The organism is Tenacibaculum dicentrarchi (genome assembly GCF_964036635.1).
Taxonomy (GTDB): Bacteria; Bacteroidota; Bacteroidia; order Flavobacteriales; family Flavobacteriaceae; genus Polaribacter; species Polaribacter dicentrarchi.
In genome coordinates, this window is sequence record NZ_OZ038524.1 from 1928527 (window position 1) to 1944387 (window position 15861).

Sequence of the window (15861 nt, forward strand, 5' to 3'; positions counted from 1 at the left end):
ATGCTTCAAAAATTAGCCTAAAATCTTTGTAATTAAATCTTGTTTTGCTTTTTCATCATCACCAAATAACCAACGCAAGGTGTTGTCTTCCCAAATTTCATGATATTGTTTTTGATTGATAATATCTCTATCAATAGCCAAATCTAACAATTTCCCTGGATATGAAGATTGCGCATCACTTTCCATTTCTCCTAGTGGATACGGGTCATCTAAGCCCATAATAATTTGATTTGAGCCTTGTCGGTCAATCATTAATTTTAACGAATCGGTATCATGTACTAGCGTATCAAAGAAAATATTTGGATGCCCAACCGCTTTTCTAGGATGCGTTTTTCCTTCAAATAAATCAGGTCTTCCGTCAAAACCTTGAATCCTACGTCCTAAATTCATTTGTGCCAATTGCCCGCCATGTGCAAAACAAGTTCTGATATTTTTAAAACGCTCTTGCATTCCGTTTAACGTATAAAAATGATAGGCATCACCACATTGTGCCAACATCCAAATTAAATGAAAACGCCAATTGGTATTTTCTAATTTTATCATTTTATCACCATCATACGGATGAATTTCAATGGCTAATTTATACTTATCAGCTAATTCAAAAATACGGTCATTTTCTTTATCAAAAACACAACGCCACTGCCCTATCGAATCCATAAAATGCGTTGGTAAACACAAAACTTTTAATCCTAATTCCTCCACACAGCGTTCCATTTCGTACAAAGCACCATAAATAAAACCAGGGTGAACTACAAAACCACAAGTAAATTTATCAGGATGGTCATGCTGTACTTTTGCGTTAAAATCATTCTGAAAACGCAAAGCTTTTTTCATTTCTTCCAAACGCAATCCGTTACCATATAATTGCGATAAATTTAAAACAACTGCATGATCTAACTTATTTTTTTCCATCCAACGTAATTTCTCATCTAAGAAAAAACTAGAATCTGTTACAGGACGTTTCCATCCTTTTTGTAACATATGTTTACGTTCATCATCGACCCAAAAAATTTCTTTTTCCTTCATAAACTGAGGTATTTGCTCAGGATAAGGCAATAAATGAGAATGTCCGTTTATTCGTAGTTTACGTTTTTCCATCGTTTATTTTATTTAAATAATTTTTATGATGATTTTTTTGATAAAATTATTAGATATTTTTAAATTTTATTCGGAGGATTCATAATTGTTCCGCAATTAGAACACGTACATTTTTGAGTATCAGAGTAATATTTATCAAAAATAACGGGCATATCAGTTTCAATATTATCTAAAGCAAATTCTTCTCTGTATAGCTGATTTCCGCAATTTTCGCAATACCATTCTAATGCATCCAACATTCCTTCCGACCTTGGATATTCAATAACTAAACCAACAGTATTTTCTTTACGTTGTGGCGAATGTGGCACTTTAGCGGGCAATAAATAAATATCTCCTTCCTTAATTTCGACATCAATCATTTTACCATTTTGGTCGATAATTTTCAGAATCATATCCCCTTCTACTTGATAAAAAAATTCTGGTGTTTCGTTATAATGATAATCTTTTCTATTGTTAGGTCCTCCAACAACCATTACGATATAATCACCATTATCCCACACCTGTTTATTTCCAACGGGCGGTTTTAATAAATGACGATTTTCATCAATCCACTTTTTAAAATTTAAAGGCTGTACTAAATTCATATGTATATATTTTGGGCGTTCCCTAAAGGTCGGGCTTTCCGCTATATCTTTTTATAAAAGAAAAGTTTTATAAAAAGGATGTCGCTTCAATCCCTAACGCAAATTTTGTTTTTATTTATAATTTTCAATCATTGTTTTAATTTTGATAGCTTTTTCAAAATGATTTAATTGATGTGTTTCAATCCACCAAGTTGCGACTTGCATTAACAACTTCGGATTATCATTTTTATTTTGAAAAAACGCATAAAAAGACAAACCTACATTTGCACCTTTTTTAGTAATTTTCTCCTCACAAATGGCAATGATTTTTTGTTTTATTTCATCAGTCATCTTTATCTAATTTATTTTGATAAAAAAATTACAATCCTGCTATTTCATCTTCTTGCAAAATTTCATTGGTTTGTTTTTGTACTTTTTCAAGAAGATTCTCTAAATTACCAGATTGTTTAAAATCAGCATCTGCTACCAAATTTAACAATGCTTTATCTTGCGCACGTCCTTTTTTCATGGCATCAGCATACGGAATATCTTCTTTAAAAGTAACCATCGAATATTTAGAAAAATATTCATTTGGAAACGCTTTTTCTAAAGCCATTTCCAATATTCTTTTCTCTTTAAATAACGGATTAGCAACATGATTTTTCATTTCATGAAAGTTATCAATTGCTAAATCGGCAATAGCATCGGTATTTTCTTTTCTTGCTTTTTCGTAGGTTTTAAACACCGTTTCCCAATCGCCTAAATTTTGATTAAGAATTTTATCAAAAACGGTAATATCTTCAAAAGAAGCATTCATTCCTTGCCCATAAAACGGCACGATTGCGTGTGCTGCATCTCCTAATAAAATAGTTTTATTTTGATAATGCCAAGGCGAACATTTTACCGTTCCCAAAGCTCCTGTCGGATTGTTTAAAAACTCCTCTTTAATATTCGGAATTAATTTTAACGCATCAGGAAATTGTGTTTCAAAAAATTCGGTTATTTTTTCTTCGGATGTTAAATTATTAAAATTATATTTTCCTTCATCATAACTTAAAAACAGCGTAACGGTAAAACTACCATCCATATTTGGCAATGCAATTAACATATATGCACCACGAGGCCAAATATGTAAATGAGCATTACTTATTTGATGATTCCCTTTTTTATCCGCAGGAATTTCTAGCTCTTTATATCCATGAGATAAATAATTTTGAGAATAACTAAACAAAAATTTTCGTTCTAAATAATAGCTTTTACGTAAAACAGAACCAGCTCCATCAGTACCGAAAATCACATCCGAATTTATAGAAAACTCTTCTTTTGTATGATAATCTTTAAAGTGTGCTATTGTGTTTTCAATATTTACAGAAGTACATTTTTTATTAAAATGAATGGTTACATTTTCATGTTTTTCGGCTTCAGATAATAAAATCGCATTTAAATCGCCACGAGAAATGGAATTTATACACTCATTATCTCTACCTGAATAATTTGATGAAAATGTATTTCCTTCAATATCATGAATCAATCTTCCGTACATTGGAATACAAATTTCACGAGCTTTTTCGGCAACACCTGCTAAACGCAAGGCTTTAAATCCTCGGTCTGATAATGCTAAATTTATAGAACGACCTGCTGAAATATCAACAGTTCTTAAATCGGGTCTGCTTTCATAAACCGAAACCTTATATCCTCTTTGTGCTAATCGTAAAGCTAATAAGCTTCCGCACAGACCTGCACCTATTATTAATATATTATCTTGTTTATTCATATTGATTTATTTTGATAACAATCCTTTTAAAATGCTTACCATTTTATAAACATCTTCAAAAGAATTATACATTGGCGTTGGTGCACAGCGGATAACATCTGGTTCACGCCAATCGGTAATTATATTATGTTCGGTTAATTTTTTATGCAAATTTTTATCGGCATTTTTAACTTGAATAGATAATTGACAACCTCTTTCTTTTGGATTTGATGGCGTAATAATTTTAATATCCTCAGAATTTATTTCATTGATTAAAAACTCAAAATATCCTGTTAATTTTTCTGATTTTTCTCGTAAAGCCTCCATTCCTACCTCAGCAAACATATCTAAGGAAGCTTTGATGGCTGCCATCGATAATATTGGAGGATTCGATAATTGCCAACCCTCAGCACCCGCCATTACATCAAAAGGTTGACGCATATTAAAACGAGTTTCTTTGTTATGATTCCACCAACCAGCAAAACGAGGTAACTCTTTATTTTCTGCGTGTTTTTCATGAACAAATAATCCTGCTAAACTTCCTGGACCTGAATTTAAGTATTTGTAAGTACACCAAGCTGCAAAATCTACACCTGAGTTGTGTAATTCGGGAGAAATATTTCCTGCTCCGTGTGCTAAATCAATTCCAACAAAACAATCTTTTGAATGTCCTATTTCAGCGATTCGCTTTAAATCTAAATATTGACCTGTATAATAATTTACACCGCCAATTAATAACAACGCAATTTCATCGCCTTGTTCAGCTATAATTGTTTCTAAATCTTCAATATTTAATAATTCTTCGCCTTTTCTTGGTTTCCATTCTATTAAACCTTCGGATGCATCAAATCCATGAAAATTTAATTGCGATTGTACCGCATATCTATCCGAAGGAAAAGCATCAGATTCTATTACAATTTTATATTTCTTTTTGGTAGGCTGATAAAACGAAACCATCAACAAATGTAAGTTAGTAGTTAAGGTATTCATAACGACAACTTCTAGCGGTTTTGCCCCTACTATTTTCGCCATATTTTCGGTTAAAAACTCATGATATGGTAACCAAGGAGTTTCTCCTTCAAAATGACCTTCTACACCATATTTTGCCCAATCTTCTAATTCTTGATTGATGTATTTTTTAGTCGATTTAGGCTGTAATCCTAAAGAGTTTCCTGTAAAATATAACCAGTCGTTACCTTTTTTATCTTTCGGAATATGAAATTGATTGCGTAAGTATGCTAATTTATCTTCTTTATCTTGTTGTTGTGCGTAGTCTAAGGTCTTTTGATAATTCATGTAATAGAAAAAAGGATTGTTTTCAAATATAAAACAATCCTTTTTCATTTATTAAATACCCTATATTTATTTTTGATTTAACCTACATTTTAAAACGGTCTTTCTTCGGCAAAAAAGAACCAGTTAAAAAATGCACCTACTTTTTTATCTTTTTTAGGTTTTGACATATTCATTCCAGACGAAACTAAGCCCTCTATATAACTATCGTACTCTAATTCTTTGGTATCTAAAAAACCATTTAAAAATTTCCGAGAAGCTTCCATTCCCTTTACATCTTCAATATCTTTAAGTTTTTTATATAAAGAAATTACCTCATCAATTGCTTTTTGAGGAGCTAATCTTCGAATTGCTTTATAACTTAATACCTGTTCTTTTTCATCTTTTTTAACCGTAAAGTCAGTAACTACCCAATAATACTTACCTGATTTCGCTAAGTTTTTAACTACGGCAATCATATTTTCACCTTGTTCTAAACGCTCCCACATCATTTTAAAAATAATCCTAGGCATCTCTGGATGTCGAATAATATTATGCCTTGCCCCTACTAATTCACATTCTTCATACCCTGATGAAGCAACAAAATCTTCATTACAATATTCAATAACACCTTTTTTATCGGTAATACTAATCAGAATTGTGTCTTGCTCTAATAGTACTTTTTTATCAATAGGTGTTGGCGAAGATATTTGTGATTTTCTTGATACTTCTTTCATTCTAATAATTATTTTTGATAACAAATATAAAATCAGAAATAAACAAAATACATGACAAATATCATAAAATAAAAACTTAACATATTGTTTATCAAGATTAAATATTAATATAATATTCTAAATTTTATAGTTCCGTCTATTTCTTGCAATTTTTCGATAACTTTTTTATCATATATTTTATTTACATCCGTAATTACATAGCCTACTTTTTCATCTGTCGATAAATACTGTCCTGTAATATTCAAATCGTATTTTGCCAAAACTTTATTGATTTTAGCCATTACACCCGATATATTTTTATGAATATGCAAAAATCGATGTGCATTTATTTGACGTGGCAAGCGGATATTAGGGAAATTTACCGCATCAACCGTATTTCCCGAATTCATATATGCCATTATTTTTCCTGGCACAAAGTTAGCGATATCTTTTTGTGCTTCTTCGGTACTTCCACCAACATGAGGTGTTAAAATCACATTATTTAAGCCTTTTAATTCCGTATAAAAATCACCATTTTTTGCTGGTTCTTCAGGATATACATCAACAGCCGCTCCTGCTATTTTACCCGATTTTAAACCTGCCACCAAGGCTTTAATATCAACCACAAAACCTCTCGATAAATTTACAAAATGAACACCATCTTTCATTTGAGCAATTTCTTTTTCTCCGATATAGTTTTTATTTGCCGCATTGTCATCTACATGTAAGGTAATAACATCAGCTATATTTAACAGCTCTTTTAAAGTATTTATTTTACTAGCATTTCCTAAGGCTAATTTATCTTCAACATCATAATAATACACATCCATACCCATTGCTTCGGCTAAAACAGACAATTGTTTACCAATATTTCCGTAGCCTATAATTCCTAGTTTTTTACCTCGAATTTCTCTCGAACCTTGGGCAGTCTTATTCCACTGACCATTATGAATTTCTGTGCTTCGCTGAAAAACACTACGCATTAACATAATAATTTCGCCAATTGCCAATTCTACCACCGAGCGAGTATTACTATAAGGAGCGTTAAAAACGACCACACCATTTTCTTTACAAGCCTCTAAATTTATTTGTTTTGTTCCGATACAAAATGCCGAAACCACCATTAATTTATCTGCCGATTCGATTACCTTTTTAGTAACCTGTGTTTTTGAGCGAATCCCTAAAACATGAACATCTTTTAATTTATCAATTAATTCTTCTTCGGATAAACTTTTTGACACTGTTTCTACTGTAAAACCATCGGCTGTTAAGTTGGTAAAAGCATCATTATGAACATTTTCTAATAATAAAATTTTAATTCTATTCTTTGGATATGATATATTTCTTGGCAAATCGTTTAAGTATAAAAATTCGTCTAAATTAGGCGTAATATGGTCGGCATTTTCTATGGTTTTTGCTCTTTGTACATTTTCGGTATAGGCAAAAAAAGTATCAGCAACTCCTGCTTTTTTGGTTACCGCATCGCTATAACCATCACCGATTACTTGAATTTCACCAGCTAAATTTAAGTTTTTTAAGCAGTCAATTTTTCCATTGTGTTGCGATAACAAATTTTGAGTATCAAAACCTATTATTGCATCGTTTTTATCAAACTCGAAAGTATTAGCAAAAACTCTTTCAGCAGGAATATTATATTCGGCAACAATCGGAATTATAAATTCCTTAAAACCTGCGGATATTACATAAATATCATCAGAAAACTCTTTAAAAAAATCTTTATTATCAGCAATTGAACGAGATACTTTTTGTTCTAATTCTTTTATCAATAAAGGTAAATCAGCTTTTGTAGCGTTTAATAAGTCAATCCGTTTTTTTAAAGATTCGGTAAACGATATTTCGCCGTCAATTCCTTGATTGGTTATTGTTATAATTTGATTAATAATAGCCTCTTTCTTCGGATTTCCTAGCAGACTTATTTCTGCTAAAACATCTAAAGCTTCTACCTTTGTGAGTGTACTATCAAAATCGAAAACAAAACTTCTTTTTGGTGTCATAGCATTTTATTTAAGGGTTCGTATCCAAAAATACAAATGATATTAAACAAATAATGCACTATTTTAAAAAGATTTTATTTTTTTATCCATAGAATATCAAGTTATTAGCAACAAAAGCAACCAAATAATAGGAATTGATTCTACAAAAAATGAACTATAATAAGTTGATTGTTTTTCTGAACAACGCATCAATAAAACCAAAAGAAGCGTAAAAATCACGAAAAAAACCTGTTTAAAATTAGTATTTGACGTTATTATAAATTCTAAAAAAAAACAAAGTGTTAATAAAACATAACCTACTTTTTGGGTTTGCTGAACCCCTATTTTTTTAGGAATGGTTTGCAAAGAAATAGCGTCATATTTTACATCTCTTATATCAAAAGGTAGAATTAAAACCACCACAAACAAAAAACGCTGTAATCCTAATAAATAAAGAGAACTCGAAAAACTAGCAAGAGTATCAAAAAAAGGTAAAAAAACCGTTATTCCCGACCAAACTAAAGCAACAATTATGATTTTTAAGTAGCCAATGCTTCGTAAGTTTTTTTTAAATCCACTAAAAAAAGGAACAGCATATAAAAGTGTTAATAATCCGAAGGGACTAAAAAAGAGTACTGTTTTTAAACTTAATCTAGTTACATAAAAACACATCATTAAAAAGCAAAACAACGAAAAAATTTGAATAATTTTTAAATGCCTTGTTAAACTTTTATGATACAATTTAGCAACTCCTGCATATTTTACAAAGTTATAACCCGTAATTGTAGCGTAAAAAATAAAAAACAACAACGATTTATTGTATTCCAATCTAAAATATAGCGCAGTAATACAAACAAATGAACAGACCGCTAAGGCTACGTGAATACTAGCGTTTATATAAAAATTAAATAGTTTTTTTAGCAAATTCATTACACAAAAATAGTTTTTATGTTTAGAACCATTACATTTAGTTAATAAAATATCAGTTTTAAGCCAAAAACATACTATAAAAATTACACTTTTTTGTTATTTTTGATGGACTAAAAAACAACACAGAATGAACACAAATTCATTTCAACTAAGACATATTGGTCCTAATTCAAAAGGACAAGAAAAAATGCTAGAAACGATTAAATCTGATAGCATAGACCAATTAATTTTTGAAACAATTCCTGATGATATTCGCCTTAAAAACGAATTAGATTTAGCTCCTGCAATGAGTGAGTATGAATATCTGAATCATATTACCGAATTAGGTGCAAAAAACAAGGTTTTTAAAAGTTACATCGGATTAGGATACAACGAGGCAATTGTGCCAAGTGTTATTCAACGTAATATTTTAGAAAACCCAAGTTGGTACACCGCTTATACGCCATATCAAGCAGAAATTGCACAAGGACGTTTAGAAGCATTGTTAAATTTCCAAACCATGGTTTGCGATTTAACAGGTATGGAACTTGCAAACGCATCTTTATTAGATGAATCAACTGCTGCTGCTGAGGCAATGGCGTTATTATTTGATGTACGTGAGCGTGCTCAGAAAAAAGCAGGTGTAACCAAGTTTTTTGTTTCTGAAGATATTTTACCACAAACATTATCGGTTTTAAAAACACGTTCAACGCCTATCGGAATTGAATTAGTTGTAGGAAATCATGAAGAATTTGATTTTTCTGAAGATTTTTTCGGAGCTATTGTTCAATACCCAGGAAAACATGGGCAGGTTTGCGATTATACTGAATTTGTTGCCAACTGTAACGAAAAAAATATAAAAGTAGCTGTTGCTGCCGATATTTTATCATTAGTAAAATTAAAAGCACCTGCTGAATTTGGTGCTGCCGTAGTAGTAGGAACTACACAACGTTTCGGAATTCCATTAGGTTACGGAGGTCCTCATGCTGGTTATTTTGCTACCAAAGAAGCTTACAAACGTAGTCTTCCTGGTCGTGTAATTGGTGTTACTAAAGATGTTAACGGTGGTCGTGCATTGCGTATGGCGTTACAAACTCGTGAGCAACATATTAAGCGTGAAAAAGCTACTTCTAATATTTGTACTGCACAGGTTTTATTAGCTGTTATGGCAGGAATGTATGCCGTTTACCATGGTAAAGATGGTTTACAATATATTGCTGACAAAACTCATGCTGCAGCAAACACCTTAGCTACAGCTCTAGAAACACTAGGTTTCAAACAAAAAAATAGCGCCTATTTCGATACTATTTTAATTGAAGTTGAAGCTGAAAAATTACGCACTGTTGCACAAGAAAACGGAATCAACTTTAATTATATTGATAACAACCACGTTTCTATTTCAGTAAATGAAACCGTTAGTTTAAAAGAAATTAATGCCATTGTTGATTGTTTTGAACAAGCTTTTAATGTACAAAATGTTACTGTTACACAATTAACAACAACAGTCGCAATTGCTCCTAACGTTTTAAGAAACACTTCTTTCTTAGACAATGAGGTATTTAATACGTATCAGTCAGAAACTGAAATGATGCGTTATATCAAAAAATTAGAACGTAAAGATTTAGCGTTAAATCATTCCATGATTTCTTTAGGATCATGTACCATGAAATTAAATGCTGCTTCTGAAATGTTACCTTTAAGTAATGCACAATGGGGGAATATTCACCCATTTGTACCATTAGAACAGGCTGAAGGATATCAAACAGTATTAAAAAACTTAGAAAATCAATTAAACGTTATTACTGGTTTTGCAGGAACTTCTTTACAGCCAAATTCTGGTGCACAAGGAGAATTTGCAGGATTGATGGTAATTCGTGCGTATCATGAATCAAATGATGATGCTCATAGAAATATCTGTTTAATTCCTGCATCGGCACACGGTACAAACCCAGCATCGGCAGTTATGGCTGGTATGAAAGTAGTGGTTACCAAAACCGATGAAAAAGGAAATATCGATGTTGAAGATTTACGTGCAAAAGCCGAAAAACATAAAGATAATTTAGCCGCTTTAATGGTTACTTATCCATCAACGCATGGAGTGTACGAAAAAGCGATTAAAGAAATCACCCAAATTATTCATGATAACGGTGGGCAAGTTTATATGGATGGTGCAAATATGAACGCACAAGTAGGATTAACAAACCCTGCAACAATTGGTGCTGATGTTTGTCACTTAAACTTACATAAAACATTCGCCATTCCTCATGGAGGTGGTGGACCAGGGGTTGGACCAATATGTGTTGCGCCTCAATTAGTACCTTTTTTACCTACAAGCCCATTAATTCCAACAGGTGGTGAAAATGCAATTACTGCTATTTCTGCTGCTCCTTGGGGATCTGCTTTGGTATGTTTAATTTCTTACGGATATATAACCATGTTAGGCGCTAAAGGATTAACAGATTCTACAAAAAATGCTATTTTAAACGCCAATTATATTAAAGAACGTTTACACGGTCATTACGAAACCTTATATTCAGGAGAAATGAATAGAGCGGCGCACGAAATGATTATTGACTGTAGAGACTTTAAACAAAACGGAATTGAAGTAGTTGATATCGCTAAACGTTTGATGGATTTCGGTTTTCACGCACCAACGGTTTCTTTCCCAGTAGGAGGAACAATGATGATTGAGCCTACGGAATCTGAAAATGTAGCTGAATTAGATCGTTTTTGTGATGCTATGATTGCTATTCGTAAAGAAATTTCAGAAGCAACCAAAGAAGACACGAACAACCCTTTAAAAAATGCACCGCATACACAAGGTTTACTAACTGATGACCAATGGGATTTACCATACACGCGTCAGCAGGCGGCATTTCCTTTAAGTTATGTTGCCGATAATAAATTTTGGCCTTCTGTTCGTAGAGTAGATGATGCTTTTGGTGATAGAAACTTAATTTGTTCTTGTAACCCAATTGAAGATTATATTGACGAAGAAGCTTAAAAAATATTCTTTATCTTTTTTTATAAATTTAAAAACCTCACTAGAAATAGTGAGGTTTTTTTTTGAAATTATTTTTCTATATTAATTTTATTTGAAGCTATTCCCGCTTTGCGCACTCGCTTTTTTTATTTTTAAAAGAAAAATAAAAAAGAGCTCAAACAATTGCTTCAATCGGGGCTAAAAACCAGAACGACCTTAAAAAAAGTACATGAATTCATCTTTTTTATCAGAAAATAATATCTTTATAAAACTGTGTTTTTTCTATTAAAAGTATTCCAAAAACATAATTTTAGATTATTTATCTATATAAATAAAATAAACAGAAAAATAATCTAAATTTAAACCTAAATACTAACTATTATTATTGATTCTGCTACTTTTGATAGCTAAATATCATTACTATGGCAGGTTTTAAAAATTTATCCGAAGAAAATAGACAAAAATTAAACACACTAAAAGAACAATTAACCACCGCTCGTGATGGTTTTTTAGGCTACCCCGTTTCAAAAGATTTTGATTACTCCGCCTTAAATGAGTTCTTTCAATTTCCTATTAACAATTTAGGAGATCCCTTTGAAAAAGGAACGTACCAAGTACAAACTCATGAAATGGAACGCGAAGTAATTGCTTTTTTTGCCAAATTATTTAGAGCAAATCCCAAAGATTTTTGGGGCTATGTTACCAACGGAGGTTCTGAAAGTAATTTATATGGTTTGTATCTTGCGCGTGAGTTATATCCCAAAGCAATTGTTTATTATTCCGAATCTACACATTATAGTATTCGTAAAAACATTCATTTATTAAACATCCCTAGTATTGTTATAAAAGCACAAGAAAACGGTGAAATGGATTATAAAGATTTTAAGAACACCGTGCGTATGAACCGCCATAAACCCGTTATTGTTTTGGCTACTTTTGGTACGACTATGAAAGAAGCAAAAGACGATATTTCTAACATAAAAAACATTTTAGCAAGCCTAGCAATTCAAGACCATTATATTCATTGTGATGCAGCCTTATCTGGTTCCTTTGGAGCTTTTATGCAACCTCGCCTACCCTTCGATTTTATGGATGGAGCTGATAGTATTTCTATTAGCGGACATAAATTTATAGGGTCTCCAATACCAACGGGCGTATTAATGGCAAAACGCTCCAATAGAGATCGAATTGCCAAAGGAATTTCGTATATCGGCTCGTTAGATACTACCATAACAGGTTCTCGCAACGGACATTCACCACTTTTTTTATGGTACGCTTTAAAACAATTGGGTATTAAAGGTTTACAAGAACGCTATCAAAAGAGTTTAGAAGTTGCACAATATTGTGAAGCTTCACTAAAAAAAATCGGTATTAAAGCATGGAGAAATCCAAATGCAATTACCGTAGTTTTACCTAAAACATCTAAAAAAATTAAAGATAAATGGCAATTAGCAACCGAAGGTGATATTTCACATATAATTTGCATGCCAAATGTAACGAAAATACAAATTGATGCCTTTATTGATGATTTAAAAAATTGCGATGAACCGACTATCGAAGAAGAAATCACCTTTGATTATTCATTAACATAAAAAATATAAACCAAAAAACACGAAGTATTAACCTCGTGTTTTTTTATTATAAAACTTATTTTTTAAGCGTTTAGCAACTACTTTTTTTACTCATTTACTGCCTTTACAATTTCATTTCCTTTAACAATATAAAAATAAGAACGCCTGTTTTTCTGATGCTCTTCTTCCGTACATTTTTTACTGTTGGCATCATCACAATCATTTAATAAATCGTCCTCTCCAAAACCAATCGCACTTTCTATTCTGTTTGATGCAATTCCTCTTGAAATTATATAATCGCGCGTTGATTTTGCTCTTCGATCAGATAAATTTCTATTGTAAGTTTTACTTCCACGACTATCAGTATGAGACTCTATTTTGATAACTAATTCAGGATACGTATTCATTACACTTACAATATCTTCTAGTTCATATTCGGCATCTTCTCGAATGTTCCATAAATCAAAATCAAAATAAATAGGATTAATTACTATCTGATTTCCTACTATTAATGACTGTAAATTAAGATTTACAATAACATCTTGCTGATTAACATCAAGGGTTGCTGCTTGTTCATTTACATTTTTATAGCCTTCTTTTGATGCTACAACTACAAAATTATGCTCACAATCTCTCTGTTTAAAAATATAAGAACCTGTACGTCCTGTTTTTAATGATGATACAACTTCTCCTTTTGGATTCATTAATTGAACAACAACATTAGAAATTGGTTCTCCTGTACGAGAATCACTAATTACTCCTTTGATATCCTCTTTACATTGATAAATTATAAAACTATAAATATCATCATCTCCCTTTCCATTTTTGCGGTTTGATGAGAAAAATCCGTGGGAATGTTTTTGGTTTATTACAAATGAAAAATCATCAAATGCACTGTTTATTGGACTTCCTAAATTTACAGGATTTTCATATTTCCCTTCAACGTATTTTGCTTCAAAAACATCTAAAGCTCCTAAACCTAAATGACCATTTGACGAAAAATACAACTCGTTGTTTGTTCCGATAAATGGAAACATTTCTCTACTTTCTGTATTAATTTCACTTCCTAGATTGATTGATTTTCCAAATTTATTATCGCCTAAAATTCTTGCTTTATAAATATCAGTACCTCCAAATCCATTTGGCATATCTGATACAAAATATAAAGTTTCTTCATCTAAACTTAAAGCTGGATGACCACATGAATAATCATTGCTATTAAAAGGTAATTCTTGAACATTACCCCATATTTCACCTATTTTATCGGCACTGTAAATTTTAAGATGAGATACTTGATCTTCATCACCTTTTAATTTTCTTCCATCGTAATTATCTCTTGTAAAATAGGCTTTTTTTCCGTTTTTTGTGATAATTATATTAGATTCATGATATTTTGAACTTAATCCTTCAAGCATTTCTGATTTCTCTAAATCTAGCATTTTTTTAGATACTATATTATTTTGCTTTGCCTTATAGATGTTCAAAAATGGTTGTTTATTCCATTTATATAACTTTTTATCTCTTTTATTTTTTGGTTTCGTTGATGCAAAATAAAGTGCGTCATCATAAATAAAACCACCAAAATCAGAATATTTTGTATTGCTTGATACATTATGAATATTAATATACGTTTTTTTTGTATTGGAATATTCTGCAAAATAATCTTTATTATTCTCTAATGATTTAACTCTACTATCACTGCTATTTTCTCCTTTTAACTTTAACAACCAAGTATCAGATTCAGCTATTTTACCATTCGTTTTCAATACTTGAGAGTATCTAAATAAATGTTTAGAAGAAACGTTTTCTTCGTGAAGTTCCATTAATTTTGCATAATACTTTTCTGCTTTTGTAAATTCAAAATTGAAATATTGAGCATCTGCTAAACGACTTAATACTAAATAAGAATTATCGCCTTTTTTATAAATTGACTCATATAATTCGGAAGCTTTTTTATAGGCAAATTCTTTATAATATCTATCTGCAGCATATTTACGTTGCCCTAAACTAGCTGTGCTTATTAATAAAATTAGTATGTATATTATTTTTTTCATCTGAATTCGTTTTTCTTTTATCTTTAGAAGAATCTTGGAGATTTTATAGCCTGTTCCTTAAGTATTTCATAACGTAGCATTGCTTCATAAGTTCCTGAATTATAATTACTATAATTTGAGCTCGTTAAATCATATGCAAAACCTAAGTATAAACTTTTATTTACTTGAAATCCTAACAAAGCACTTATAGAATCATCCCATCGCCAAGCCAAACCTCCTGTAAATTTTTCGTTAAACATAAAATTTGCTGACACATCTACTGATAATGGCGCTCCTTTTACTGCTTTTGCCAATGCTGCGGGTTTAAACTTTATGTTATCACTTAAATCAAAAACATATCCTGCGATAAAAAATAAATGCTTGCGTTCTTTTGCTATATCTCCACCATTAACAGTGTCATCATAATGATCGGTGTTTATAAAATTTGGAATTGCTGCTCCTAAATACCAATTATTTGTATAGTAATATAGTCCTGCTCCAATGGTTGGTAAAAACTTATTAATATTCGTTTGTACTTTTTTATCTCCTGTATTTTTAATACGTCCTTTATTCCAATCAATATTCAAATTACGACCTCCGAGTTTTAATCCTAAAGATAAATTCCCTTCTTCGCTTGTACGAATTGTATAAGACCCGTTGATATCTAAATAAAGTTCGTTTGATGGACCTATTCGATCATTTGTTAAGTTGATTCCTAAACCTACTCCACTATAACCTAATGGAGTGTCATAACTTAATGTCTGACTATCAGGTGCTCCATCAACACCAACCCATTGAGTTCTTCCTAATAAATTAATGATACTATGTCCGTTTGACCCTGCATAAGCAGGGTTTACGGTCATTGTATTGTACATATACTGTGTATATTGTGGATCTTGTTGTGCATTAATTCCGCTGATTATACATAGAATTAATAGTATTGAATATCTAATTTTCATATTGTTTTTT

Annotated in this window: 12 protein-coding genes; 2 read left to right on the forward strand and 10 right to left on the reverse strand. The window is 31.4% G+C overall.

The genetic code is table 11. From position 1 onward, the window contains the following. Nucleotides 1–12: 12 nt before the first annotated feature. The 8 genes from ABNT14_RS08335 to ABNT14_RS08370 all read right to left on the reverse strand — a co-directional run bounded on the left by ABNT14_RS08335 (nt 13) and on the right by ABNT14_RS08370 (nt 8326). A complete protein-coding gene (locus ABNT14_RS08335) occupies nt 13–1098 on the reverse strand; it encodes an amidohydrolase family protein (RefSeq protein WP_101902418.1) in 1086 nt (361 codons plus the stop codon). Between the two features lie 59 nt (nt 1099–1157). Continuing rightward, nucleotides 1158–1682 (reverse strand): 3-hydroxyanthranilate 3,4-dioxygenase, encoded by a 525-nt coding sequence (locus ABNT14_RS08340; protein WP_101902419.1) that lies wholly within the window; start codon nt 1680–1682, stop codon nt 1158–1160. Between the two features lie 111 nt (nt 1683–1793). Continuing rightward, complete coding sequence (locus ABNT14_RS08345; protein WP_101902420.1) at nt 1794–2012, reverse strand: DUF6500 family protein; 219 nt, start codon at nt 2010–2012, stop codon at nt 1794–1796. A gap of 28 nt (nt 2013–2040) precedes the next feature. Then, nucleotides 2041–3435, reverse strand: a complete 1395-nt coding sequence (locus ABNT14_RS08350) for an FAD-dependent oxidoreductase (protein WP_101902421.1) — start codon at nt 3433–3435, stop codon at nt 2041–2043. 6 nt (nt 3436–3441) lie between these two features. Further along, nucleotides 3442–4710: a kynureninase gene (gene kynU / locus ABNT14_RS08355; protein ID WP_101902422.1), complete on the reverse strand. Its 1269-nt coding sequence runs from the start codon at nt 4708–4710 to the stop codon at nt 3442–3444. Between the two features lie 89 nt (nt 4711–4799). Then, nucleotides 4800–5423, reverse strand: a complete 624-nt coding sequence (locus ABNT14_RS08360; RefSeq protein WP_101902423.1) for a PAS domain-containing protein — start codon at nt 5421–5423, stop codon at nt 4800–4802. 104 nt (nt 5424–5527) lie between these two features. Then, nucleotides 5528–7417 carry a phosphoglycerate dehydrogenase gene (gene serA, locus ABNT14_RS08365; protein ID WP_101902424.1) on the reverse strand — a complete coding sequence of 630 codons (1890 nt, stop codon included), beginning with the start codon at nt 7415–7417 and terminating at the stop codon, nt 5528–5530. A gap of 96 nt (nt 7418–7513) precedes the next feature. Next, nucleotides 7514–8326, reverse strand: a complete 813-nt coding sequence (locus ABNT14_RS08370) for a hypothetical protein (protein ID WP_101902425.1) — start codon at nt 8324–8326, stop codon at nt 7514–7516. A gap of 127 nt (nt 8327–8453) precedes the next feature. Here ABNT14_RS08370 and gcvP point away from each other — a divergent pair, with 127 nt between their 5' ends. After that, complete coding sequence (gcvP, locus tag ABNT14_RS08375) at nt 8454–11309, forward strand: aminomethyl-transferring glycine dehydrogenase (RefSeq protein ID WP_101902426.1); 2856 nt, start codon at nt 8454–8456, stop codon at nt 11307–11309. A gap of 401 nt (nt 11310–11710) precedes the next feature. Next, nucleotides 11711–12880 (forward strand): histidine decarboxylase, encoded by a 1170-nt coding sequence (locus ABNT14_RS08380; protein WP_101902427.1) that lies wholly within the window; start codon nt 11711–11713, stop codon nt 12878–12880. Between the two features lie 86 nt (nt 12881–12966). On the opposite strand, the gene ABNT14_RS08385 is transcribed toward ABNT14_RS08380, so the two are convergent. Next, a complete protein-coding gene (locus ABNT14_RS08385; RefSeq protein WP_101902158.1) occupies nt 12967–14913 on the reverse strand; it encodes an OmpA family protein in 1947 nt (648 codons plus the stop codon). A gap of 23 nt (nt 14914–14936) precedes the next feature. Further along, a complete protein-coding gene (locus ABNT14_RS08390; protein WP_101902159.1) occupies nt 14937–15851 on the reverse strand; it encodes a PorP/SprF family type IX secretion system membrane protein in 915 nt (304 codons plus the stop codon). Between the last annotated feature and the right edge of the window lie 10 nt (nt 15852–15861).

Bases quoted from the DNA above. Each gene is read 5' to 3' on its own strand.
- ABNT14_RS08335 (WP_101902418.1), bottom strand. From the start codon at position 1,098: ATGGAAAAACGTAAACTACGAATAAACGGACATTCTCATTTATTGCCT.
- serA (WP_101902424.1), bottom strand. From the start codon at position 7,417: ATGACACCAAAAAGAAGTTTTGTTTTCGATTTTGATAGTACACTCACA.
- ABNT14_RS08385 (WP_101902158.1), bottom strand. From the start codon at position 14,913: ATGAAAAAAATAATATACATACTAATTTTATTAATAAGCACAGCTAGT.
- gcvP (WP_101902426.1), top strand. From the start codon at position 8,454: ATGAACACAAATTCATTTCAACTAAGACATATTGGTCCTAATTCAAAA.
- ABNT14_RS08390 (WP_101902159.1), bottom strand. From the start codon at position 15,851: ATGAAAATTAGATATTCAATACTATTAATTCTATGTATAATCAGCGGA.
- ABNT14_RS08360 (WP_101902423.1), bottom strand. From the start codon at position 5,423: ATGAAAGAAGTATCAAGAAAATCACAAATATCTTCGCCAACACCTATT.
- kynU (WP_101902422.1), bottom strand. From the start codon at position 4,710: ATGAATTATCAAAAGACCTTAGACTACGCACAACAACAAGATAAAGAA.
- ABNT14_RS08350 (WP_101902421.1), bottom strand. From the start codon at position 3,435: ATGAATAAACAAGATAATATATTAATAATAGGTGCAGGTCTGTGCGGA.
- ABNT14_RS08380 (WP_101902427.1), top strand. From the start codon at position 11,711: ATGGCAGGTTTTAAAAATTTATCCGAAGAAAATAGACAAAAATTAAAC.
- ABNT14_RS08370 (WP_101902425.1), bottom strand. From the start codon at position 8,326: ATGAATTTGCTAAAAAAACTATTTAATTTTTATATAAACGCTAGTATT.
- ABNT14_RS08340 (WP_101902419.1), bottom strand. From the start codon at position 1,682: ATGAATTTAGTACAGCCTTTAAATTTTAAAAAGTGGATTGATGAAAAT.
- ABNT14_RS08345 (WP_101902420.1), bottom strand. From the start codon at position 2,012: ATGACTGATGAAATAAAACAAAAAATCATTGCCATTTGTGAGGAGAAA.